The organism is Psychrobacter sp. Choline-02u-9, assembly GCF_002836505.1.
In the GTDB taxonomy this organism is placed as follows: Bacteria; Pseudomonadota; Gammaproteobacteria; order Pseudomonadales; family Moraxellaceae; genus Psychrobacter.
Window position 1 is genome coordinate 113,569 of sequence record NZ_PJBF01000054.1, and the last position, 25,568, is coordinate 139,136.

Annotated in this window: 14 protein-coding genes and 2 pseudogenes; 10 read left to right on the plus strand and 6 right to left on the minus strand. The window is 39.4% G+C overall.

From position 1 onward, the window contains the following. Positions 1-4: 4 nt before the first annotated feature. Complete coding sequence (araD1, locus tag CXF69_RS08730) at positions 5-1,003, minus strand: AraD1 family protein (RefSeq protein ID WP_102078733.1); 999 nt, start codon at positions 1,001-1,003, stop codon at positions 5-7. 800 nt (positions 1,004-1,803) lie between these two features. Here araD1 and CXF69_RS08735 point away from each other — a divergent pair. The 3 genes from CXF69_RS08735 (at position 1,804) to CXF69_RS08745 (ending at position 6,170) form a co-directional block, all read left to right on the plus strand. Then, entirely contained in the window at positions 1,804-3,537 is a 1,734-nt protein-coding gene (locus tag CXF69_RS08735) for an IlvD/Edd family dehydratase (RefSeq protein WP_102078734.1), read from the plus strand. Positions 3,538-3,819: 282 nt separating this feature from the next. Next, the gene (gene dld / locus CXF69_RS08740) at positions 3,820-5,514 is read left to right on the plus strand and encodes a D-lactate dehydrogenase (RefSeq protein ID WP_102083176.1); all 1,695 of its coding nucleotides are present in this window, start codon (positions 3,820-3,822) and stop codon (positions 5,512-5,514) included. Between the two features lie 446 nt (positions 5,515-5,960). Beyond that, positions 5,961-6,170, plus strand: coding sequence for a hypothetical protein (locus CXF69_RS08745; protein WP_145990084.1), 210 nt, complete (start codon positions 5,961-5,963; stop codon positions 6,168-6,170). A gap of 431 nt (positions 6,171-6,601) precedes the next feature. On the opposite strand, the pseudogene CXF69_RS14510 reads toward CXF69_RS08745, so the two are convergent. Continuing rightward, positions 6,602-7,035 (minus strand): annotated as a pseudogene (locus CXF69_RS14510) (recombinase family protein); the annotation flags it as partial. A gap of 101 nt (positions 7,036-7,136) precedes the next feature. Between CXF69_RS14510 and CXF69_RS08760 the strand changes: the two are divergent. Next, positions 7,137-7,463 (plus strand): annotated as a pseudogene (locus CXF69_RS08760) (DDE-type integrase/transposase/recombinase); the annotation flags it as partial. 318 nt (positions 7,464-7,781) lie between these two features. Here the strand turns inward: CXF69_RS08760 and CXF69_RS08765 are convergent. After that, positions 7,782-8,222 carry a hypothetical protein gene (locus CXF69_RS08765; protein WP_102078532.1) on the minus strand — a complete coding sequence of 147 codons (441 nt, stop codon included), beginning with the start codon at positions 8,220-8,222 and terminating at the stop codon, positions 7,782-7,784. 253 nt (positions 8,223-8,475) lie between these two features. Between CXF69_RS08765 and CXF69_RS08770 the strand changes: the two genes are divergently transcribed. Continuing rightward, positions 8,476-8,895: a PPC domain-containing protein gene (locus CXF69_RS08770; protein WP_039255596.1), complete on the plus strand. Its 420-nt coding sequence runs from the start codon at positions 8,476-8,478 to the stop codon at positions 8,893-8,895. Between the two features lie 369 nt (positions 8,896-9,264). Here the strand turns inward: CXF69_RS08770 and CXF69_RS08775 are convergent, their stop codons facing one another. The 3 genes from CXF69_RS08775 to CXF69_RS08785 are packed head-to-tail and all read right to left on the minus strand — an operon-like array spanning position 9,265 to position 15,694. Beyond that, positions 9,265-9,825, minus strand: a complete 561-nt coding sequence (locus CXF69_RS08775; RefSeq protein ID WP_102078531.1) for a hypothetical protein — start codon at positions 9,823-9,825, stop codon at positions 9,265-9,267. Positions 9,826-9,864: 39 nt separating this feature from the next. Then, positions 9,865-13,221, minus strand: coding sequence for a tyrosine-type recombinase/integrase (locus CXF69_RS08780; protein ID WP_102078530.1), 3,357 nt, complete (start codon positions 13,219-13,221; stop codon positions 9,865-9,867). Beyond that, the gene (locus CXF69_RS08785) at positions 13,208-15,694 is read right to left on the minus strand and encodes a site-specific integrase (RefSeq protein ID WP_102078529.1); all 2,487 of its coding nucleotides are present in this window, start codon (positions 15,692-15,694) and stop codon (positions 13,208-13,210) included. Before CXF69_RS08785 ends, CXF69_RS08780 begins: the two co-directional genes overlap by 14 nt. A 1,064-nt stretch (positions 15,695-16,758) precedes the next feature. Here CXF69_RS08785 and CXF69_RS08795 point away from each other — a divergent pair. The 5 genes from CXF69_RS08795 to CXF69_RS08815 all read left to right on the plus strand — a co-directional run. After that, positions 16,759-18,294, plus strand: a complete 1,536-nt coding sequence (locus CXF69_RS08795) for a type I restriction-modification system subunit M (RefSeq protein ID WP_102078527.1) — start codon at positions 16,759-16,761, stop codon at positions 18,292-18,294. Continuing rightward, positions 18,284-19,525: a restriction endonuclease subunit S gene (locus CXF69_RS08800; protein ID WP_102078526.1), complete on the plus strand. Its 1,242-nt coding sequence runs from the start codon at positions 18,284-18,286 to the stop codon at positions 19,523-19,525. Before CXF69_RS08795 ends, CXF69_RS08800 begins: the two co-directional genes overlap by 11 nt. Beyond that, positions 19,522-21,432, plus strand: a complete 1,911-nt coding sequence (locus tag CXF69_RS08805) for an ATP-dependent nuclease (protein ID WP_102078525.1) — start codon at positions 19,522-19,524, stop codon at positions 21,430-21,432. Before CXF69_RS08800 ends, CXF69_RS08805 begins: the two co-directional genes overlap by 4 nt. Positions 21,433-21,454: 22 nt before the next feature. After that, positions 21,455-24,754 carry a type I restriction endonuclease subunit R gene (locus CXF69_RS08810; protein ID WP_102078524.1) on the plus strand — a complete coding sequence of 1,100 codons (3,300 nt, stop codon included), beginning with the start codon at positions 21,455-21,457 and terminating at the stop codon, positions 24,752-24,754. 28 nt (positions 24,755-24,782) lie between these two features. Beyond that, the coding region (locus CXF69_RS08815) for a M48 family metallopeptidase (RefSeq protein ID WP_102083177.1) at positions 24,783-25,568 on the plus strand (786 nt) is incomplete at its 3' end.

Here is a 25,568-nt window from a genome sequence, read left to right on the forward strand (position 1 = left end):
CTCCTTAGAGTGTTTTAACTGAACCAATGGATAGTTCAGGTTGAGTATGTGCAATCTTATTTTTTAAAGAATGACCAAATTCTTTCATCTCAATTTCGAATTCATCACCGACTTGGGTTTGCATGCCATCTGCAAATGACAGCGTCGCCGTACCAAAATAATGAATATGTACATCACCCGGTTTTAAGAACTGCTGATATTTAAAATGATGGTATTCAAGATTGGTTAGGCTATGACACATATTGTCTTCACCGGATAAAAATTCTTTTTCCCAAATCACGTCACCATCACGGCGCAGGCGACTGGTACCCACTAAATGTTTCGGAAGCTCACCTGTACGTAGCTCTGGACCATAACTACAGAAACGTAATTTGGAATGGGCAAGATATAAGTAATTGCGACGTTCCATGATGTGATCAGAGAATTCATTACCCATAGCAAAGCCAATTCGATAGGGTTTCGAGTCTGGTCCGATCACATACAGACCTACAATTTCAGGTTCTTCGCCACCATCTTCTGCAAAATTAGGTAACGGAAAATCAGCACCAGGACGAACCACAATGGAGCCGTCGCCTTTGTAGAACCACTCAGGTTGTGCGCCCACCTTACCTTCAGCAGGTTTACCTTTTTCAATACCCAATTGAAATATACGCATGGTGTCGGTTACTGAGACAGTATCAGCGGAATTTTGCTGGTGCATTTTGTCACGAGTATCCGCTGAGCCTAGATGAGTCAAACCCGTCCCTGAGACAAAACAATGCGCGGTATCTGGATGATCTAAAGGTGGGAGTACCTGTAAGTTGTCTAGTAGTAGTGCGTAGTCATAGGTCTTAGAAGCAAAGCCTAACTGTTCGATCTGTTGCTCTAGACTTAATTTATTTTTAATCGCCATCAATGCTAAGTCTCGAACTGTTTCAACTTGATTAACTGGTTTGACAGTATTGTTTTCGATAATCCCAATAGCGCGCTGATGGTCTTGGGCTTCAAATTGAATGATGTTCATAGTTAATGTCCTTAGTACGCTTGTTCGCTAGTGTTTGTTTTTTTTGAATGTCTTGTAGTTATTAGCCATGACAGGCTTTAGTCAAGGTAAATAACTACAAGACAGAATAGGTGAGCCAAGCACTCGAGAACATGGCACAAGCACCTACCGCATGAAGAAACCAAGGGGTCCATAACGAGCAACACCGCGTAGAGTAATTAATAATTCGATTACCTCAAAAAAATAAGGAATGCTCGATAAGAACCAGCTCGTAAATCGCTACCACTAAATTGTTTGATAATAGTGGGTAACCGTAAATATTTAGGGTGTCAGGTAGGTAGTACAGCACAAGAATCAATATACTTCTGTCTTTTCGCACATATAAAGAATTAGCATGCCTTGCTTGCTTATACTAAGACTCATCTTTAACAAATTCATTTTTCGCTCTGCAGTTAACTAGTTGGAGGTTTTAATATCATCTGTTAAATATAAGTGCGTAAGTAGAGCAAACCGCACCGTGATCAATATAGACGACCAGATAAAGTAAAACTAATGCAGGGATTGATCTGTAGCCCACTGTTATATAAAGTTCTTTTCGAAATTCATATTCGATTCTACGTTCTATATAGTAATTCTAAAACATCATATCAAAAGGAAGTATCTGTAATTAAAGGCGTTATTAGTAGATAAACAAAATAGTATATAAAAGCTTTATCTAAAATATAGTAATACTATTTAAACATCAACCCTTTTAAAATATTTTTTTTAGTGTATTTTAGATGTATTATATTTAATTAGTAATACTATATAGGGAAATAGAGATGTCACAAAAGAAATCATTGCGCTCGACAGCTTGGTTTGGAGCGGCAGATAAAAATGGATTTATGTATCGTAGCTGGATGAAGAATCAAGGGATTCCAGATCATGAGTTTGATGGCAGACCTATTATTGGTATTTGTAATACTTGGTCAGAATTGACGCCTTGTAATGCACACTTTCGCAAAATTGCTGAGCATGTAAAAAAAGGTATTTTAGAAGCGGGTGGCTATCCTGTTGAGTTTCCTGTTTTCTCTAATGGAGAATCTAACCTACGCCCAACGGCGATGCTGACACGAAATTTAGCGAGTATGGATGTAGAAGAAGCGATTCGCGGCAACCCGATGGATGGGGTTGTACTGTTAACAGGCTGCGATAAAACCACACCTGCGCTATTAATGGGTGCAGCCAGCTGTGATGTCCCTGCCATTGTCGTCACTGGTGGGCCGATGCTAAATGGCAAGCACAAAGGAAAAGATATTGGCGCAGGTACCATCGTCTGGCAAATGCACGAAGAGCTAAAAGCTGGCAAGATTGATCTAAATGAGTTTTTATCTGCAGAATCAGGTATGTCGCGCTCAGCGGGTACGTGTAATACGATGGGCACAGCTTCGACAATGGCCTGTATGGCTGAAGCCTTGGGGACGTCGTTACCACACAATGCCGCTATTCCAGCAGTAGATTCACGCCGTTATGTTTTAGCACATTTATCAGGTATGCGTATTGTCGATATGGTTAAAGAAGATTTGACGTTATCCAAAATTTTAACCAAAGAAGCGTTTGAAAATGCGATTAAAGTCAACGCCGCCATTGGCGGATCAACCAACGCCGTGATTCACTTAAAAGCTATTGCTGGGCGTATTGGTGTTGATTTAGAGCTAGAAGACTGGAATCGTATTGGTCGCGGCATGCCTACCATTGTGGATTTGCAGCCGTCAGGACGATTTTTAATGGAGGAGTTTTATTATAGCGGCGGTCTACCTGCGGTACTACGCCGTATGGGTGAGCACAATCTTTTGCCGCATCCGCAAGCACTGACTGCGAACGGACAAAGCATTTGGGAGAATTGTCAAAGTTCACCTATCTATAATGATGAGGTTATCCGTCAAGTAGACAATCCATTGAGTAAAGATGGCGGGATGTGTATCTTACATGGCAACCTAGCACCAAAAGGCGCCGTGCTCAAACCGTCGGCGGCTTCAGCAGAATTGATGAAACATCGTGGTCGTGCCGTGGTATTCGAAGACCTTGATGACTATAAAGCACGTATTATAGATCCAGACTTGGATGTCGATGAAACCTGTATTCTGGTGTTAAAAAATGCAGGTCCCAAAGGCTACCCAGGTATGGCTGAAGTCGGTAATATGGGATTGCCTCCCAAGCTATTGGCAAAAGGGATCACAGATATGCTGCGAATTTCTGATGCTCGCATGAGTGGTACGGCGTATGGCAGCGTGGTATTGCACGTGGCACCAGAAGCCCGCGCAGGCGGACCATTAGCTGCTGTAAAAAACGGGGACTTTATCGAACTTGATGCATATGCAGGCAAATTGCACTTAGATGTTAGCGATGAAGAGCTACAGCAGCGTCTAGCGAATTTGCCAGCACCACCGACACCCAACTTTATCGGTGGCTATCGCGAACTTTATGTCAAGCACGTGCTGCAAGCTGATGAAGGTTGCGATTTCGATTTTCTGGTCGGTTGTCGCGGCTCTGAGGTTCCTCGTCATTCACACTAATTTATTTAAATATTTGCACTAGGTTGCTCCAAATAGAAGACCTTGTTAATTAACGAGGTTTTCTATTGGTATATGCTGAAGAAACTGTAGAGATGAAATTGGTCAACTGACGATTCGATGAAGAGTTTACTATGACCAAGAATATAAGAACTTATAGCACTGTAGTAGCATAATTAAATTAGACAGCACATAAAAGGCTCATACTAAAAATTCTAGGTAGCCAACTTTAATTGAAGTTATCACTGTGGATTTAATATAAACCCATCTAGAGTAAAACTTTTAATGACCATACAACATCAACTGATTAATGAATTGTCACGAACTTTAGGTTCAGATAAAGTCCTTTATAGAGCAAATGATAAAGCACGTTATCTGAAGGGATTTCGGGTGGGTAAAGGGGACGCGATTGGGGTTGTTCTTCCAGATACCTTATTGGTACTATGGCGAACACTAGAGAGCTGTGTAAAACATGATGTAATCGTAATTTTACAGGCATCCAATACAGGTTTAACAGGTGGGTCAACTCCCGATGATAATGATTATGACCGCGATGTGATTGTCATTAGCACTCGTCGGTTGAAGGGTTTAAAATTATTAGATAATGCACAGCAGGTTTTAGCCTTTCCTGGCACGACTTTGACTGAGTTGGAAAATGCTTTAAAGCCTTATAAGCGTGAGCCACATTCGGTGATTGGTTCCTCATGCATTGGTGCTTCTGTTATTGGCGGAATTTGTAACAACTCAGGAGGTTCCTTAATTCGTCGTGGTCCTGCCTATACCGAAAAGTCCCTATTTGCCCAAATTGATGAGTATGGTAGCTTACAGCTTGTAAATCATCTAGGTATTGAGCTCGGTGAAACACCTGAACAAGTCTTTCAAAATTTAGAACAACAAAATTGTGTGTTTAATCAAGCGGAAGACTGGGATGGTCAAATCTGGGCTGAAAAATATGCCGAGAACTTGCGTGATACTACGTCACCGACGCCGACACGTTATAATGGAAATCCAGCATATTTACATGAAAGTTCAGGTTGCTCAGGTAAACTTGCTGTCTTTGCTGTGCGTTTACCGACCTTTGAATCTGGATCAAACTCAACTTCTTATTTTATCAGTAGCAATGACGAAGTTGAGCTGATTCAATTGCGTAAATACTTACTAGAAAATCTCACAGTTCTACCAAATCAGGCCGAGTATATTCATCATCAGGCATTTGAACTGACTCAGCGTTATGCCAAACATATGTATAAAATAATTGATATTTTCGGGGCAGAAAAAATTCCTACTTTATTTGCCCTAAAAGCCAAGCTAGATCGTTTTTTCAAATCTGTACCGTTATTGCCTAACAATATTTTTGATCGTTGTATTCAATTATTTAATAGTCTAACACCTACATGGATTGAACCTCGATTACAGAAATTTCAGAAAAAATATCAACATCATTTAGTGATTAAAACTGAACAAGTGCAGCAAGATGAACTTCAACAACTACTAACTAATTTTTTTAAAGGAGAAGTAGAACAGTTTTTTCGATGTACCCCAAAAGAAGAAAAGAATGCCTTTTTGATTCGTTTTGCAATTGGAGGTGGCCTCATTTACTACTGTGAAAGTGAGGGGGTCGACCCTAACGAACGTCTAGTCTCATTTGATATTGCCTTGCGTCGTAATGATCAAAAGTGGTTAATTGATCTGCCTGAGCATCTTCAACAACAAGTAATGATGGAAAGCTGTTGTGGTCACTTTTTCTGTTTTGTTTGCCATCAAGATTACTTGTTAAAAGAAGATGTAGATGCTCATCAATTTAAAAATGAGGTTTTGGCTTATCTAGAGCAACGAGGAGCAACATATCCTGCAGAACATAATGTCGGACATATATATCATGCTTCAACAGAGTATCAGGAACATTTAAAAACTCTCGATCCAACTAATAGCTTTAATCCTGGAATTGGAAAGACTAGTAAATGTAAACATTGGCATTAAATCTTGGATTTTCAGGTGTAATAGACATTTTTCATACTAGCGTAGGGTCTAACGCTATATACTGAGCCGTCCCAGTATTGTCGGAGACTCAATATTCTAGGAAAATATGACAATGAAAAGACGAACCTACACTCCTGAGATTAAAGAACGCTCCGTTCGCATGCTTATTGAAGCAGCAAATGAATATACATCTAACTGGTAAGCTATTTAAATCATTGCCCCTAAGATTGGCTGCATACCTAAAGCCCTAGGATCGTGGCACAAAAAGCACATCGATCAAACCATTCCTGTCTCAGTGCAAGCTCAAAGTGACAGAGAGCGCATCAGAAATGCTTGAACGCGAGAATATAAAGCTCAATCAAGCCAACGAGATTATATGTAAGGCTGCCGCTTTTTTCACCCAGGCGGAGCTCGACTGTCCACCCAAATAATGGTTCAGTTTATTGATGACTATAGAAGTAGTTATGGAGCACTTATCGCTTGAGCGCAACTTTGAGGATTACAACCGTTTTGCCACTTTGATGGCGACCTATGCGCTTAGTAAAGCAAATATAACATTGCTAGATCAAACACTGTATAAAACAACAGGTTTCGCTAATAAAAAGCCCAAGAAAAATAATTCGACAGTTTGCCCAGCTTTAATAAGCTTTGGCTAAATATTCAAAGCAAAACTCAATAACACGCGTTTACCAGACTGAATTCGTGAGACACTGTGTTCATACTTATCGGGACGAAAAAAATAAACTCTGTCAAACAGGTTTATAATACAGTTTGAGCACTCGAACACACCACCAACTTTAGGCTGAATTAAGACAAAGTTTAATTTGTAATAACGGCCTTTTCGCACGGGGTCACAGTGTCTCATAACGCTGTGGTTAGTAGGGTAGGTAACATAATTAATTGAAAAAATTCTACTACTGAAAATTGCTTTATTTGTTACTCTTTCGGTCATATCTAATCCATTACTTTACGTGTATTAAATGTCGCTTAACGCATCTCAAGCTAATTGTATTGGTTTTAACCTAGTCAAATACTAGCGTGAATAATGTAATGAAATGTTCTATTTAACCTGAATTTTCGACCATGAATACTTACCTTCTGCCTTAGCACGAGCAATACCTTGCATCTGACGGTTTCGGCGATCCTCATAATCCTTTCTAGCAATAGCAGCGAGCATATCTAGCATCATCGAATTAATAGCATGCAATATTATGAGGTCGGCAGCTCTTTTGATACGATAGAGAGATTTTTTCTGATAACATTCTTTTGAGCGTATCCCAATCAGCTTGGTTCAAACGCGCCAATCGGTCAATTAGCTCAACTAAGATCACATCGCCCTTATGAGTATCTTCAATCAGTTGCATAAGCTTGGATCGCACCAAGGTAGCTCCTGATTCGTTTTCGACATAAAAGGCGGCAATTTTGTGGCCATGATCGTTGGCAAATGCTATGAGTTCGCTTTTGGCACGCTTAGCATCTTGCATCTTTGATAGATGCTCATAAATACGCTCTGATAAACATAAACACCCAAAATAGACTGTTATAAGTGGTTCCATTATAGCAGTCTGTTTTAAGTGGCCTGTTAATAGGTTCGAAGGGTGAAATAGCTGGTTCCGCTAGGGTATACTGCGTTTATTATAGATGTGTTTGTCCGTCGTATTGTTGGCTGGAAGGTGTCTAATCGTATGAACATCGATATGGTGATGGCAGCGTTAAATCAAGCCATTGCAGACAGAAACAACCCAAAAGACGTTATTCATCGTAGTGATAGAGGCGTTCAGTATTTATCTATTCGTTATACTGATAAGATGGCTGATTCTGGCGCTATTACCTTTGTTGGAACGCGGGTAATTCATATGATAATGCATAGTACGATTGGTTATGTATCACTTTTTGAGTTTGAAAAGCAATATTATGATAGTCTTAATGAATCAGGCAAAGTTGCCTGACTCAAATAAAACGCTCTCCGATATAGTCGGGGCGGTTCAGATAGCCAACTGGTTTAATATTATTCCGGTATATATGGGGTTAAAAAACGCACTAAGGCAGTGATTATTAAGAGTATCAGAAGAAGGTGTTGATATTTTATAAATCGTTCTGGGATAAATAAACACAGCACAGATACTATAAAAATTCCTATAATTTCAATCAAATTAGATAGACTTTGAGAGCCAAATCCTAGCCCAGTTAATACGACCCACAAAAATGATGGTAAGAATACTAGGCTAAATTTTTTCAATGGTTTATTCATAGGTTAGGCTTATCTTCTATGTGGGCGCAATTTCTATTGCACCGGCAACGGCACAACCCTGATATACTTCGCCTGCGTAAGTTAATATTGCAGTAAATTCATTTTGATAGCCATTGTCATCGATACAAAGGTTATTTTTTATATTCACAACAATAGGCTGTCCATTGACAGTACTCGCGTATTCGACACCTTCAGTATTGACAGAACCAGAACCCACCACGGTAACTGTTGCTGTCGTTGGCTTTAAGAAATTTGCCTCTATACTTAGCTCATTTCCTTCAATCACTATTCGCCAAATTTTCCCTTTGTTTCCAAAAGCAGTAAATGCCCCTGACGCTACCGGCGCTTCTATCGTAGGCTGCTTACTCAGATCCGTGGTGTCGGCACGATGGTTATTACAAGCCACTAGAGCTAAGCTGCCCGTTAAGCACATTGTCGTTAGAAGCAAAGAACGCATAATTTTTCCTTTAAATATAATAAGAGAACACCACTATTTAGCAGTGTTCTCTTTGTTTACGTGATGAAATTCAGGTTTTTACTACCATAGGTAGGTTTACGGTAGAACTAGAAGTTAGGGTCGTTACAGGTGGCCTTATTCAGTAACTTACCAACGTACTCTCTATATTAGTAATACTAATATAACATATCTATAAAGGTTGACAGTGTGGAGTAAGATAAAATCGTTTTTTTACTGTTTGAGTGTTTAAAATATGAAAAACTTAACGGCTGCTATTCTAATTGCGCTTCCTGTTCTAATGGTAAGTCCTACAGTAATGGCCGCATCTTCAGATGCAGTGGCTAAAACTGTTGATGTTCAATTTAAAAAAGGCGCTAGTTCAGCTAACTATTATGGGAAATTAAAGGGTAGTAAGTACGATTCCTATACATTTTATGCCAAAAAGAACCAAAAGCTTTCTGTTAAAACAACGGGAGGGAATGTAGATTCTTATTTATTTAATAAGAATCTATCAGATTCTGTCAATGTAGGAGAATATTCCTCTGAACTAGATAACCAAGGTTATTACACGCTTCCATATTCAGGTAAATATGAATTGCGTATTCTTCAGCCACGTTCTCAAGCTTCTAAAGGAAAAACACCTCCATATTGGCTAGAAGTATCTATCCTATAGGTATGTAAGCTTAATAATGGAGAGCATCCTATATTCTGTGTAACAGCTATGTGGCTTTCATCAATAATTACACAAAATGTAGGATGCTCTCAGCTTTTCATGCTACCAGCCATCTGCTGGGCCAGTTTTTTAATGTCGTTTTGGTTAGTCATTGCTTATTCTCCTGTTAATGGATTATAAGCAGTTACACAAAGTTTGGGAAAGGCTCCTTAAAACTTCAGCAATAGTTCTATCCAAGGCTTTTTAAGCTTGATAATCTAACGTTTTGTACACCATGAAGTACACTGTGAGTATTTCAGCGAGTTAAAACCTTTCTACCATTAGCCCCCAGCCAAAGATCCAAGTCCTCACTAGGGAACCGTATCCTTTTCACTCTATAAAATCCATAAAACGCCAAAACCAGTAAGAAAAGAATGCTATAAATATAATATAACCCGCATTCACGTAGATGTTCATACCCTTTATAGCGTCTAAAGTCCCTTGATAGGTGATTACCTCCTTAATGCCAGCTTCGACATCTTCCACATTAAGACTTACCATCTGTCTAATTCCATTATGAAACCCTATAAAATCTTTCTGTATATACCACCCTATCACGGCTTTTTTACCTTCAATCGGTTCTAAATATTTTTTGCCAAAACAAGAGGAGTCAGTATCAAAAGCTGAATAGCTGCACCCATATACTTCTTTACGGTTAAGATTACTGAGATCTAACAACATAAAAATGTGATTTCCCTCATCTACGTCCAAACTGCCTACAATACCTTCACTATAATTAAGCTCAGACTCTAAAGGGAAGTCTCTACCTTGCCAACTCAGTATTGCCCAAATTACTAGCGATATCCAAGTTAATAGCAGAATGACTATTTGAACTTTTCTAGTTAATGTTAATACTTTGAATTGCTTAAGTTGTCTTGTTAAGTGTCTCACTCAGTATCAAGCCCTTTTACCAAATCTGCCATTAAATTCTTATCCATCTGTCTGCTCAAAAATTCCAATAGATAGTTTCTCGTCTGTAATCAGCATCATATGCACAAAAAAGCGTAGTAGGGGCGAGTATTGCCATTTATTCGTCTGTTCTCTATGGTCTTGACTAGCAATACCAATATGGAGAGCATTTTTCGAATCATTAGACTGCTGCCTAATGTCTTGATAGTCAGTAGATGACATAGTTTTCATCAATAAATCTTCGTTGCTACTCACTAGCCAACGCTTCAAAGGTAGTAGTTTCTCAGCAATACCAATGAACCGCTGCAACTCCTTCTCATCTTCTTTTCTAAATGGTAGGTATGCTCGGCTATTAGACAGTTTTTCACGACATATCTCAATAAACCAAGTCCAATCAGTCTCTGATTTTTCTCGTAGACGGTAAGCATTACTTAACAAAAGCGATAGCAACCTTAAGTCACTTTGGTATTGAATGTTCAGTGGACTCAGTACAGGGGTATTTGAATTTGATAGCTTAACAAAGCGAGGTTTGCCGCGTTTGGTAGAGATGTCGGTAATCTCGCTAGCACGTTCTATTAGAACCTTTGCATCGTGAATAGAAATATTTGCTAACTGGGCGGCCTTACTTAATGGCATCTCTTTATCATAAGTCTGTAGCAGCAGCTGTACTCGGTTTAGACCATAACGACCAAACAGCTCATTATTGGCTTGCGTATTGGTACTCAAGAGAAATTGCTTATCACAGCTTTCGATCGTAAATTTCGGTGACTTGCGTTTTCCCTCTATGATATTTTTAAATAAAAGTGTACGTATACTAGGTATGCTGACGCTACTATTACTAACAGTTGCATTATTCTCCTTAAGTTTTTTGTTCGTAAAACCTGTTACGTTATACAGCGTACGCTCTGGCAATGTTATATCTGCTTTACTAAGCGCATAAGTCGCCATCAGCGTGGCAAAATGGTTGTAATATTCAAAGCTCCGCTCAGGCGATAAGTGGCCCATAATACCTGAGAGAGCATACCAGCGATCTTGTGCATTAATATGCTCTCCGAGTATGCCTTGTTTGATGCGAAGTACGTCGCTTTCGTCATAATCGGTAAGGGCTTCTACGAGACCTGAATGGCCTACTAGCACCAGAGATAGGTTACTCACTGCCGTATGCCTAAACCCATGAAAAGTATGGTCTGTAACATTATCATCTACCGATATGTCTTTTAAGATTCGTTTGAGTAATTTTAACGGAACATGGTCATCAATAGGGCGTTGCTCTGATGATAAGGTAAAGATAAATTTGTTTGAATGACCGCCGATATTGGTTTGCACAAAGTTAATAAAAAAATTCAGCTCATTAGGTTTGAGGAGAGCAAATAAGGGAACGCGGCGAATACTACTTTGAGTCTTAGTTGGACGGTAGCTATTGGGCCTTATCACTACTGAGGGTGTGGCTGCCTTTAGACCTTCGATATCATTATACTTAAGTCCCAACAGCTCTTTTTTGCGCATCCCAGTACGATAGACTAAGATAAATAAAAGCGCGAACATCTCCCGCTCCAATATATCTACAGAACCCAGTATCTGCGTAATAATGGCTTGGTACGCTTGCGGTGATATCAGCTCCGCACGTACACGCCGACCATTTTTGGCGTGTTGGAAGTTCACGGAGGGTAGGTTGTATTTTTCCTTAGCAAAGTCGTGCATCCTCTGCAATAAATCGGCAGAGTATCCAATGTCAGTATTATTACGTACGACAGCTTTGTATTCTAAAATATCTTCATAGAGCTCTTCAAACTCTTCCTCTGACCAAATATCAAGCGGCTGCGCTGTTGTGAAATATAACCATTCATAGCCTATAGTTCTAAGATATTTCAAAATAGTTACGTTGTTCGGTGGTCCTTTTCGGCTTAGCAAACTGAGTACCCAATCTAATAAAATCTTTTCACTTAAATCATCGTATTGCTTATAACGTTTTTGTACTCTTTCGATAAGGGTAGGCGGCTTTTTACTGGTTTTTTGCTTTTTCTGTTTTTCATCCATTTTGAAGTCTTTAGTGAGATTTACAATCAAATCAGACTTTCTAACCTCTATCTTTTTGGTAGAAAGGTTAGTTTTTTCTTTTTGATTAGTAGAGTTTTTGCTGATAGACAGCGTTAAAATATGTTCTAGATCATAAGGTTCATTTGTATGCTGATATTTCTGATTCAAAAACCAATAAAAGTCCTGCGTACTCAGTCCTGCAGTGTTATGCATACCTCGCAGTACCCCAACTGAAGCATGATCAATATCAGCGTCATCGAGACCCTCCCAGTAATAACTGGCGTAACGTAAAAACCTTAGAAAGGGAGGCAAGTCAATATTTAAAGGCTTGATCAAATCAGACAAAACCATGGTCAAGTATTGTTTGATCTTATCTTCTGACAGCTTGGCAATGATATGTGTGGTCTCTGCTGGACTGCTGCTTTTATGGTAATTCATCAACCAACACTGACTGACCATATCTACAACGATTTGCTTGGTGTTATAAAGCTTGTCACTACCTTCTTCGCGCTCGTTACCAAAGCGCTTTTGCACAAAGCGCGGCGAGACCATTATCCTTTCTTTGATAAATGGCTGATACTCTTTGGCGAGCAATGAGGTAAGCCACCCTTGTAGCATTTGCACCTCATTGATACCGCCATATACAATTCCTGAGAATATCAGCCAGCCAATAATCTGATCTTGGCTATAATCGGCTGTTTGCTCCCAATTATGCTCTACTGCGCGAACAATTTTGACTAGCACCTTACCGTTTTTAACCCAGCTTTTATCAGTAATTAATGGGTTAAACTTTATAGGCTGTGGCGCGATTATCTTAGGATAGTGATGCTCAGCAAGCATATAGTGCTTATTTTGATAATCGATAAACTGACTAACGGTTTGCCATGCTTGTTTTAGTGTTTTGGTAGTTTTATAAGCTTGAGAAATTTTATTCTGAACAATCTCTTGAAACTTATCGAACCCTTCGTCCGATAAAGGCTTTAGCTTATCAGTAAAATCACGCTGAAACTGACCTAGCATCTGGCTTTCTAGTAACCATAACTCATCAGCAAAACTTACAGGGTTCGGTATAGCTAAAAAGGTGCGACTATCTGGCCAAAGTACTTGTTTGTAGTGCCCGTAATATTTATTAAAAGATTGGACGAACCTAATGTTGCCAGGATGTATTTCAAGTAAGAGTTCCCACTGGGTCTGTAGATCTACTAATAGCTGTAATTCACGTTTTCTTGCAGGGTTACTATCGTTAAGTAGCGAAGGATATAGTACATAGCGCTTTTTTCTACCATCAAATTTTGCGAAGCCATCAATAATTTTTGGCAGATGGATATTATCTATTAGCATGATCTACCCCTATATGTCTTCTCTGTATACGACTGAGTTTAGAATAGCTTTTAATTTCTATAATATTTAACCCTAAATACTCAGCCATCTGCTCAAATATAGGTGCAACACGCCTGATATCTGCTTTACTGCACGATGAGAAACGTCCCAATACTTCTTGTCGAGACTTTTCATGACCAATAATAGTGTTAATGAGTGGAAGCTGAACGCCACGTTTCTCAAGCTGCGTACGTACGAAGTGCCTTGTCCAATAAGGATTGGCATCAATAATATCTTTAGTCATATGATAGGCATCACCGCGCTTAATATCTTTTAAGTGATTTATACTTGCAGATAAGAGCTTTAATAGTGCTTCATCGTTACCTAAGCCAATATTCTTAATAGTTTCGCTGATTTTCTGGTTTGATGGATGTCTAGTTTCATAGTCACTCAAATAGTTTCTATATTCTATTAGAAGGCGTACAACAGTAGGGCATAATGGAATTAGCCGATCAGTTTGCACTTTTTTAACGGGTTTATCATTGATAACAAGCCAGCCCATATCGAGATCGATATCGCACATTTTTCCAAGACCATTATTTGGTCGCACGCCAGTTAAAAGGCAAAAGACAAACCATACAAAGAGACTGGTTCTATTAAAGTGCTCCTCATCGTTTGAACTTTGATCGGTCCAGTACTTCATCTCATTTAAGATGTCGCAAACTGTTCCAATCTTCAGCGCAAATGCTGAGCCCACCGTATATTTATGCCAAGGGGTGATATAAGTTAAGTCAAAGTCACTATGACTATTAAATACGCTCAATGCTGATTTATAGTGTGCAAGGAGTTCCTCACTGGTATGGCTGCTGTAGTACATTGCTGGAGCATGAGGCGCGGCCGTGCGGCAAATAATATCGGCGATATGTGCATGGCAATTTGGCGTATAGCGAGAGAGTACGACGTGTAAAGCCGTTTCTATTCGATTGACTGAAAGGTAAGATAGACCAAGGCTACCACGTAAGTCAGCGAGATAAGCTATAAAGTCCGCTTTCACAGGCAATTTGCAAGCAATCAGGTTATCAATTAGCCATAAGGGTAGTGGGATTTTGATGTCATCAGAGTGGTTTTCGTAATCTTGCTTTGTTAATGTCTGACTAATAGGGCGTTTAGTAATACCAAGGCTATGTTTGATGTAAGCTCTTTTATCGTATATACCAAAAATACTAGGATGTCCGATATAACCTGATATGAGCAACGATTTAAATGGAAGACCAGTGAGCATTGAGAGTAATAGAATACCAGCGCAGACTTTATATGTTTCTGCTTCTGGTAAAGACTTGGCGTCTTGGTGTAGTGCAGCAAACAGTGATTGGTAACCAACAAGAGGGAGCAGTCGTGTATTAGAATTGAGCGCAAGATTGCGCTGAGACATATAGTTTTGCTGCAGTGACAAATCAATATTTTGTAGTGGTATAGACTGTTGTATGAGAGGGTCAGGATAGTTGTCGTAGCTAATATAAGGTGCTTCATTGTGATCGACATACTCTTCGAAACTCGTTGTTAACCCTTCGTGAGTTTCGGTATGGGCGTCCAAAAACTCCAGATCTACAGCAGTAGTATTATGCTCGATATCATCCGGTGTACTGCTCCAGTTATTATCGCTATGTGTACTACCCCAGTTATGAGCCAACGTATTGGGACCAGCCAAATATATCGGAGTATCATTGGATAATTTTATAGGCTTGATACTGTTGTTTTTTGGTGGTTTTTTACGCTTAGGTTTTGCTGCCTGTAAATTGTATGCGTGCTGGTAGGCAATCGTTATCTTATCTATTTGGCTAAGCTTAGCCTTTACTATAGATTCTTCGTTTTTTATTTTGACTGAGTCACTAATAGGGTTGTTAGTTAATGCTTCAAGCTCACTTTTTTTCTGCTCTAATAGATTATTGAGAATGGTAGATATGTACTCCACACTTATAGTCATCTGAGACAAGTCGGGTAGTTCACGCCAAATCCACGTTCGTCTTATAGAGCTTGAAAACTGAGCTTGTTTAAACTGCATTAATATATTATCAGTGTGCTTTTTTATACCATTCGGCATCAGCAGTACGCTTGTGTGCATTGCTATAGCTAGCCAAATCAGGTTTTTTCTTAGAAAATTATGGGGGACTCTATTTATAGGGTTCTGCATGAGAATGAGTAGCTGCATCATCAGCGGCTTTTGTGCCAGTGCTGATTTGCTAGTCTCCATATAGCGGCGAGCCACTGGTTCCTTCTGTAATATCTGTACGATACGCTCGAACAAATTTTGAACAGAGCCATCCGGATATACATAGCTATCATTTACTGAAATTACTATGGCAGATATGGCAGCTAAAACTTCTTCTGGATATGTAAATGTTTCATCATCGTTAAGTGTATTAACAATATCTGTCATTGCTTGAGTACTAAGCCATTCTAACTGTTCATCAATACTTTCAGTATTTTCCATCATAAAACACTCTCAGAAGGACGTCTATGATAGGTTTGCTCATTGATGTTTATGAGTTGACAAAATGTAGTGATAGGAAAGGTATTCTTGCTGAATAAGTTTTGATTGATACTCGTAGTTAAAATCTCATTTAAGCAACTATAGATAAGTTTTATGTCTAAGCTCTTTTTATACCGTCCGATGATGTCAATCAATTCATAAAAAGGTATGCCAAACACTAATTGATCTTCACTTATGCTACCTATGCTCGCATCTTTTCTGGCTGTCTTCTGATCTATTTTAAATGATTTTAAGAAGTAGTAGAGTTCGAAATTATTGACCATCGACCATACTGTCTTTTCTTTAATAAATAATGTAGGTCTGAAGAAGACTCGGTTTTGCTCCATTTCTATATTATGACTACCCATTGAAGGTCGAATATGATTAACATAAATATCGAACAAACTAATGATATCTGGATGTATCGTCACTGTGTTTTTCTGAAGCTTAGCTATTGATATCCTATCCATATCTTCCTCAATTATTCAGTATCTTATAGATGACCTGCTCTTTACATGTATCCTTTAGCTGACCTCCACTAATACTTTACGAGGACCAAATAATAATTGAAAGCCAATTTATGAGGTTTTAGGGCAAAGACTTAAATTAAGCGACAGCTAATGACGTCTTGTGATACTTTTAAGCTTTTATACGTAATCTACGATGGTTCTACTTGAAGTGTTTTAAAGTCTGGCTTGCAAGGGCAGGTGAGATAGCTAGAAAAATAGTTTGAGAATGACAAGTAAATAATGTACTGATTGAGGAGTAGATTCGCAGAGATAAATGGGGAATACAGGTTAGTACACAATTAAAGTTAATAGAGTCAATCCTCTATAAAAGAGTTACAGCGTTAACCTCGTTTGAAATATTACATATACATCTACACTCGGTTGCCTTGTATCACTTTTAAACTAAATCAACTATATAATCGAATTTTTCAGCAATGACATCTGCCAATCATCTTAGACCCTGCTATCATTACCTCACTATAATAACCAGCAATTTTCCAGCGCGTTAAGGAATAACAAATGCCTGCCAGCACCACTAATAATATTAGCAAAATCAATCAAGACGACATCAATAAAGCCGTATGGAACGCCTGTGACACGTTTCGTGGGGTCATCAGCGCCGACACGTATAAAGACTTTATCTTAACCATGCTGTTCCTAAAGTACCTATCTGATGTATATCGCGATGAGTACAACAAGCTGGTCGAGCAGTTTGGCGACAACCCTGAGCTGATCCACGCTATGATGTCCAAGCAGCGTTTTGTGTTGCCTGAAGGTGCAAGCTTTTGGGACTTATACGAGCAGCGTCATCAGCCGGGCAATGGTCAACGTATTGACGAGGCGCTACACGCTATCGAAGAAGCTAACGGCACCAAGCTCAAAAATGTCTTCCAAGACATTAGCTTTAACACTGATAAACTCGGTCAAGAAAAGCAAAAGAACGAGCTACTACGCCATCTGTTAGAAGATTTCGGTAAAGACATCCTTAACCTAAGCGTTGAGCGTGTCGGTAGCCTCGATGTGATTGGTAATGCTTATGAGTTTTTAATCAAGCACTTTGCCGCCAGTAGTGGGGCGACGGCTGGCGAGTTCTATACGCCGCCCGAAGTATCTAACTTACTAGCGACTATCCTTGAGCCTGTCGAAGGCGATGAAATCTGTGATCCAGCCTGTGGTTCAGGGTCGCTCCTCATTAAATGCGGGGCAATGGTACGCAAAAACTCAAATTCTAAGAAGTATGCGCTATACGGTCAAGAAGCCATTGGCTCGACATGGGCACTGGCCAAGATGAATATGTTCCTACACGGTGAGGACAACCACCGTATCGAGTGGGGCGATACCATCCGTAATCCGCTGCTACTGGACAAAGACGGCAAGCACTTATTACAGTTCGATGTGGTGACAGCCAACCCACCGTTTTCACTGGATAAATGGGGTCATGAGGATGCCAGCAGCGATCCCTATGGTCGCTTTCATCGCGGTGTACCGCCTAAGACCAAGGGCGACTATGCCTTTATCAGTCATATGATCGAAACGCTTAAACCAAACACTGGTCGTATGGGCGTGGTCGTACCGCATGGCGTGCTGTTCCGTGCGTCAAGTGAAGGTAAAATCCGTCAGCAACTGATAGAAGAAAACTTGCTAGATACGGTGATAGGTTTACCAGAAAAACTGTTCTTTGGAACGGGTATTCCAGCGGCTATTTTATTGTTTAAAAAGAATAAGTTTGATAACAAAGTATTGTTTATCGATGCGAGCAATGAGTTTAAATCAGGTAAAAACCAAAACCAGCTCACTGAAGATAATATTAGTAAAGTTATTGAGACTTATAAGGCGCGGGAAAGCGTTGATAAATACGCTTATCTAGCGAGCTTTGATGAAATTAAAGAAAATGACTTTAATCTAAATATTCCACGCTATGTCGATACCTTCGAGGAAGAGGCGGAGATTGATCTGGTCGCGGTGCGTTCTGAGCGTTTGGCTCTTAAAGCTGAGTTAAACCTGTTAGAGGATGAGATGGCAGGGTTTTTAAAGGAGTTGGGATATGGTGCCTAAGGGTTGGGAGGAAAAACCCCTGATAAAGCTATTAGACAAAATAATAGATTACAGAGGACAATCAGTGCCGAAAGCTGATAATGGTATTCCTTTAATTACTGCGAGAAATGTACGGTTTGGATATTTAGACTTTTCTAATCAAGAGTACGTAGATGAAGGTGAGTTTGAAAATTGGATGTCTAGAGGTATTCCTGATGTTGGCGATATATTATTTACAACAGAAGCGCCCTTAGGTATGGCTTGTCGCTTTCCTGAGAAAGGTAGATATGCTGTAGCACAAAGAACAGTTACTTTAAGAACCAGCAATCGGCTACATTCCGACTTTCTTTTATATTTTTTACTCTCGGAACATGGTCAGAGATTAATCGATATAAGATCGTCAGGTTCTACAGCTAAAGGTATAAAGTCTGCTGAATTAAAAAAAGTTAAGCTTCTTCATCCTACCTGTATTAACGAGCAACAAAAAATCGCCAAAATTCTATCTACTTGGGATAAAGCAATTAGCACGACTGAGCGTTTGATTGAGAATAGCACCCAGCAGAAAAAAGCGTTGATGCAGCAATTGCTGACGGGTAAAAAGCGTTTGCTTGATGAGTCGGGTAAGCGGTTTGAGAGTGAGTGGGAGGAGGTGACACTTGGAGAGTGTATTAATCACACAGGTGGTACAGCGTTAGAAAAACATGTAAAAGATAGTGCTAGTCATCATTTTATTTCTATCGGTAATTATTCGGTAGACGGTAGATATATAGATAAAGGTCAAAGAGTCGAGTTCAATGATAAGACTAAAACTAAGCTATTGAATAAAAACGATTTAGTCATGGTTCTTAACGATAAAACGAAGACTGGAGATATTATTGGTTCAACGATATTAATCGATGCCGATAATAAGTATATTTATAATCAAAGAAGTGAAAGAATCGTTTGTAGTGAAGGTATAGATATCTTGTTCTTTTGGTTCTTGTTAAATTCTACACCTGTACGTGCTGATGTGTTTGGTCGCTCTCAAGGTGGCACTCAAATATATGTGAATTTTGGCGCATTAAAATCTATGACTCTCTGTTTACCATCATTCAAGGAACAACAAAAAATCGCCACGGTATTAACCAATGCTGATAAAGAAATTGAGTTACTTAAGCAGCAATTAGCTGATTTGCAGCAAGAGAAAAAGGCACTGATGCAGGTGTTGTTGACGGGTAAGAAGCGGGTTTTGGTTGATGGGGAGGTTGCATGAAATTAAGAATATGTAAGATTAGCCTAAAAAACTTTAAAACATTTGAAGATATTACAATATATCCTAATGCTAATTTTAATATTATTATTGGTGAGAATAGTGCAGGTAAGTCCACAATATTTGAAGCAATTCATCTTTGGGAAAAGTGTTATCAAACCTATATTCTAAGTTCGAGGAAAGGTTTTTATAAAGTTAAGAAGTCTACGAATCGATATGTAAATTACCAGGATTTAGATTTTTTACGAATAACTAAAGATGACGATTTATTCTATGACACAAACTATCCTGGACTTGGAAAATGTTCAGAGATTACTATCTCATTAACTAATAGTGATAATGAAGCACAGGTTTGGAACCTAGGCTTCAAAATAACTTGTCCAAGCTCTATAGAAAATGCTTTTTTTCGTGTTCAGCCTATAGAAGAAAGAGATTTTGCTAGTTTTGCCAACGACTTTTGTAGTACTGGAAGGTATTTAGATGAAGCTATATTTATTTATCAAACTAGGCCTGTGTCGGGTGTACATCAATTTGAACCTTACTATAACGAGGCTCAAATTAAGAAAAAAATACAAAAAGGTTCTTCGCATGAAGTACTAAGAAATAAAATTATATCTAAAAGAAGATCTATTAGTGACTTAGAGAGTAGTATTTCTGAGATCACTGAGAAAGATGTGAAATTCTCTTTACCTGCTACTACTAGAAAAGAAAAGGATGAATATGTCTGCTTAAATGTTTCTGTTGACGGTTCTAGACCTTACGATTTACATTTGCAAGGAAGTGGTTTCTTACAAATAGTGGAAATACTGGCTACTATCGAGTTTATAGATGCCCCTTTGAAGCTGTTATTAGTTGATGAGCCAGACTCACATATTCATTCTAAGCTTCAAAAAAATCTCTTAGCTCATCTTAAGAGTATTGATCATAATCAGTTTTTTATAATTAGCCATAATGACCAGTTTGTTACAAATGCCGGTGAAGGCGAGGTCTTTTTCTTAAGTGAAGAGAATAAGAATCTAGGTGAGTTGAGACCAATTAATAAAAGTAGCTTTGATATTATCAAAAATTCTTTGGGTGGAGTGATATTATCACTTGAGAATTTAAATCAAGCTAAACACATAGCTTTTGTAGAAGGTTCAGATGATGAGAGTTACCTCAAGTTACTAAGTGATAAAGTAAAAGAAATTCATCCTACAGTAGGCTGTTTGTCAGAAGTAGCTTTTTTCCCACTGAGAGGGAAAGATAACATTATTCAAAAAATAGAACATAATAAGCGAACGCTATCATCCCTTATAAAAGATAAGATATGGAACGTTATTTTTGATAAAGATTTTTCAACATTAGAAGTTGATAATTATTTAAAAGAAGGTATAAGAAGAAAAAATTGTAAACCGTATAGCCATGAAGGTTACTGTATCGAATCAGTAGTTTTCTCAGATATCATTATTTTGAAAAAGTATGTTTATTCATTGGTTAGTAGCGTTATACATCAGTCCTCATTAGTAGAAGATGCTGTTGACATAGTTCTACAAAATTTGGCTGATAGTATTTATGATACTAATGACGATTTAAACAAAGAAGTTGAGGTGCGTTTTAAAAGCCAAAAAAATAATAGAGATGAATTTAAGGACTTATCTTTTGTAGATGTTATGCGTTCTTGGACTGATGCTAATGGTGATTTTAAACCAGAAAGTATAATGTCCAAGTCCTTAATTAGAGACTTTGTTATCAAACTTGAATCCGAAATTGGAGCTTCACTTTTTCTTAGGACATCCAATGAAGCGGAAGAGATATCTTCGGTATTGCTTTCTAAGTACATCAATTTTATAGAGGACATTAATGATTTATATCCTTCATTCAAGCAGTTATTAATTCAACTTGGTGTAATAGCTAGATCTGATAGTCACTAAAATATTAAGAAGGATATACTGTATGACACAGGGTGTGCCTAACTTTCAAGAAGAATTTGCCTCAAAAATCCCTGCCTTGATACTGCTCACCACGCTAGGCTATCAGTTTATTCCACCCAGCGAATGCAGTGCCATGCGCTCAAAGACTGCCTCAAATAAGGCCACTGACCAAGTGGTGCTATTGCCGATTATGCGTACGTTTTTATCCAAGCAAACTTTTATGTTTGAGGGCAAGCTACATCCTTTATCAGACAGCGCCATTGATAAGATTATGCATGAGCTAAACCCTGCCATGAACTTAGGCTTACAGGCAGCAAACGAGGCGCTATATAACGCTATGCTTTATGGCGTGACGGTGACTGAGTTTATCGATGGTAAAAAAACCTCACAGACTATCGCTCTGATAGATTGGAATCATATCGATAATAATAGCTTTCACTTCACCGAAGAGCTGGTAGTACTCAATAGCGAGGGCACGAGTAGCCGTAGACCTGATGTCGTCTGCTTTGTGAATGGTTTACCGCTGGCAGTGATTGAAGCCAAACGTCCTGACTCGAGTAGAGAGTGGCAATCGACCAATGCCGAAGCAGTATCCCAGCATATTCGCAATCAACATCAAAAAGAAATCTCGCATCTATTTGCCTATAGCCAGTTATTACTAGCGGTTAATGGTAATGATGGTCTGTATGCCACTTGCGGTACGCCTGAGAAATTTTGGGCGAAGTGGGTCGAAGAAGAGATCTCTGAGCCTGAGTTTGCCCGTCTAAAAAATCAAGCGCTCAGTCCTGAGCAGGTTGAGAGTCTGTTTGCCCATCGTCCTGCCTTTATTAAAGATGAATATCAGTCATTGATTGATGGCGGTGATCTAGTCGTTACCGACCAAGACCGCCTTATCATTAGCTTATTACAGCCTGAGCGTTTGCTTGAAATGACGCGCATGTTTACCTTGTTTGATAAAAAGGCGGGCAAAATTGTTGCTCGTTATCAGCAAGTTTTTGGTATCAAAGCCTTGATTGAACGTATTAGTACTTTCGACGAAAAGGGCAGTCGTGAGGGTGGAGTGATTTGGCATACTACAGGCAGTGGTAAATCTTTCACTATGGTGTTTTTCTCCAAGGCGCTCATTTGGTTAGAGGAGCTTGCGAAGTGCCGAGTCATTATCGTTACCGACCGTGTTGATCTTGAAACTCAGCTTAGTAAAACCTTTGCTTCTGGTGGTGTGCTTAGTGATCGCGACAAAACGGATGCGATGGCAACTTCTGGTCGCCGTCTCGCGCAGCAAATCGGTCATGGTAATGAACGTGTTATCTTCTCCATTATTAATAAGTTTGGTTCAGCCGTTAAATATGATGAGTGCTATAACGACAGCCCCAATATCATCGTCATGGTCGATGAAGGTCACCGTAGCCAAAACGGTGAGAACAATATTCGCATGGCACAAGCCCTGCCAAATGCTGCCTTTATCGCCTTTACGGGTACGCCATTGCTAAAAGATGATAAGACTGAGAATAAATTCGGTAGCATCATTCACTCCTACACCATGCAGCAAGCGGTAAAAGACAAAACCGTCACCCCACTCTTATACGAAGAGCGTATCCCTGAGCTGAATACCAATGACCAAGCCATCGATGCTTGGTTTGACCGTATTACCCAAAAGCTTACCGATGATCAAAAAACCGACCTCAAGCGTAAGTTCTCTCAAAAAGGTCAAATCTATCAGGTTGAAGGTCGTATTGAGCTGATCGCTCATGATATCTCTGATCACTTCCAAAACTTTAAACAGCAGCACCTTAAAGGTCAACTGGCCTGTGACTCTAAAGCCTCAGCTATCCGTTATAAAATGGCCTTAGACAAGATTGGCAAAGTGACCTCAGTGGTTGCTATGTCACCACCTGATACCCGTGAGGGGCATGACACCGTCGATGGGGAATCAAAAGACATCGTTCAGAACTGGTGGCAAGCCAATGTTGCTAATGAGTATGGCGGTGATGAAAAAGCATATACCAAAGCCATCATAGAAGCCTTTAGTCAGGATGATGGTCCAGACATTATGATCGTTGTCGATAAGCTACTAACGGGCTTTGATGAGCCAAAGAATACCGTACTGTATATCGACAAACCGCTAAAGCAGCATAACTTGATTCAGGCGATTGCACGGGTAAACCGCTTGCATGAGAAAAAGCGTTTTGGTTATTTGATTGATTATCGTGGCATCTTAAAAGAGCTGGATATCACCATTGAGAAATATCAAGACTTAGCCGAGCGTACGCAAGGTGGCTTTGATATCGAAGATCTTAAGGGTCTGTATAACGCGATGGATACCGAGTATAAGCAGCTACCAAGACTGCATAGTGATTTATGGGCTATCTTCTCATCAGTGAAGAACAAACAGGATGGTCAAGCGTTAAGACAAGTACTTGCACCAAAAATGCAGGAAATAGAAGGTAGGGTAGTCGATACCAAGCTCAAAGAACGTGACGACTTTTATGCAGCTTTGACTACGTTTTCTAATGCTATGAAAATTGCGTTGCAATCAGCGTCTTTCTTTGAAGACAAATCATTCGATAGTAAACGTGATCGCTACAAAGCCGATCTAAAAGCCTTTATCAATCTACGTAAGCAAGTACGCGAAGATGCTGATGAAACCGTCGATTATGATGAGTATGAAGCAGATATTCGTAGCTTACTCGATAAGCATATCGCAGGGCTTGAAGTTCGTGAGGCAAAAGGTGCTTACTTGGTTGGTAACTTAGGTAAGGATGTTAAGCCTGAAGAATTAAGCGATGATGAAGCGCGCAACCAAACCGATAAAATCACTGGTCGTGTCACCAAGATGATTGAGCAAGATCTTGCTGATGATCCTTATGCCCAAGAGTATTTTTCTAAATTGCTCAAGCAAGCGATTGCGGATGCTAAGGCCATGTTCGATGCGCCAGTGAAGCAGTACATGATGTTTGCTGATTTTGAGCAAGCTGTCAAAGACCGCGATGTCGCTGATGTACCGAATGCGTTTATCGATGATAGTGGTAAATTGAACAAACATGCTCAGGCGTACTTTGGTTTGTTTAAACACTTATTTGATATTGATTTCTTAGCGGATAAAGAGCTAGATAATGACAAGCTGGTCGCTTACGCCTTTGAGATTGATAGTATCGTTAAGACAGCAGTTGCTGAGTATTCTATTAACCCAGCAGAGATCGAAAATGCTATTAGTGTCAAATTGCTACCGATGTTATTTATGGATTTGGGTATCGACAAAGCGCAACAGCTCATCGAGGAAGTGCTAAAGATTACCCGTCTTGGACTTTCGAGAGACAAGTAGCCTAAGAGCAGCAAGAGGGTAATAGGTAATGACTGAGAATGGTGTGTTTTATTATGGTCAATATAAGATTGACTATGAAGTTGTGCGTAAAGAAGTAATTTATAAAGAAAAGATAAGTAAGCCTGAAAGCGATAAGCTGATTGCTAAAAAGGCTAAGCCTCGAAAAGTAGTCATTAAAGTACATCCTGATCAGCGTGTGGTCGCCACAGCACCTAACGATGCTACCGATGAGGTGATTTATGATGTGATGATGAAGCGTGCGCGCTGGATATGGCAAAGCCTACAGGACTTTGCCAAGCAACAAGATCATGTATTGCCCAAACGTTATGTTAGCGGTGAAACCCAGTTTTATCTAGGCCGTCGTTACGTGTTAAAAGTGATAACCAATATAGAAACTGCCAATGTAATACATAGCACTGTGAAGCTTAGTCGCGGTAAGTTAAATGTAGAATTGTCTAAAAGCGATTCTACATTAAATATTGAAGAGCGAACTGCTATCGTCAAAAGCCTAATTGACGAGTGGTATAAAACTAAAGCCAAGCTTATCTTTATAGAACGCCTAGAAGCGGTAATACTTAAAGCAACGTGGGTAACTGATACGCCAGCTTTCAGGCTATTAGCTATGAAGAAGCAATGGGGTAGCTGCTCTACTAAAGGTAATCTAATACTCAATCTGCACTTAGTAAAAGCACCTAAAGAATGCATTGATTACGTGATATTACATGAGCTGTGTCATATAGCTGAGCACAACCATAGCGAGCATTTCTGGCGGTTACTAATGCAAGTAATGCCGAACTGGAAAGAGGTGAAGGCT

Bases quoted from the DNA above. Each gene is read 5' to 3' on its own strand.
- araD1 (WP_102078733.1), bottom strand. From the start codon at position 1,003: ATGAACATCATTCAATTTGAAGCCCAAGACCATCAGCGCGCTATTGGG.
- CXF69_RS08735 (WP_102078734.1), top strand. From the start codon at position 1,804: ATGTCACAAAAGAAATCATTGCGCTCGACAGCTTGGTTTGGAGCGGCA.
- dld (WP_102083176.1), top strand. From the start codon at position 3,820: ATGACCATACAACATCAACTGATTAATGAATTGTCACGAACTTTAGGT.
- CXF69_RS08745 (WP_145990084.1), top strand. From the start codon at position 5,961: ATGACTATAGAAGTAGTTATGGAGCACTTATCGCTTGAGCGCAACTTT.
- CXF69_RS08765 (WP_102078532.1), bottom strand. From the start codon at position 8,222: ATGCGTTCTTTGCTTCTAACGACAATGTGCTTAACGGGCAGCTTAGCT.
- CXF69_RS08770 (WP_039255596.1), top strand. From the start codon at position 8,476: ATGAAAAACTTAACGGCTGCTATTCTAATTGCGCTTCCTGTTCTAATG.
- CXF69_RS08780 (WP_102078530.1), bottom strand. From the start codon at position 13,221: ATGCTAATAGATAATATCCATCTGCCAAAAATTATTGATGGCTTCGCA.
- CXF69_RS08785 (WP_102078529.1), bottom strand. From the start codon at position 15,694: ATGATGGAAAATACTGAAAGTATTGATGAACAGTTAGAATGGCTTAGT.
- CXF69_RS08795 (WP_102078527.1), top strand. From the start codon at position 16,759: ATGCCTGCCAGCACCACTAATAATATTAGCAAAATCAATCAAGACGAC.
- CXF69_RS08800 (WP_102078526.1), top strand. From the start codon at position 18,284: ATGGTGCCTAAGGGTTGGGAGGAAAAACCCCTGATAAAGCTATTAGAC.
- CXF69_RS08805 (WP_102078525.1), top strand. From the start codon at position 19,522: ATGAAATTAAGAATATGTAAGATTAGCCTAAAAAACTTTAAAACATTT.
- CXF69_RS08810 (WP_102078524.1), top strand. From the start codon at position 21,455: ATGACACAGGGTGTGCCTAACTTTCAAGAAGAATTTGCCTCAAAAATC.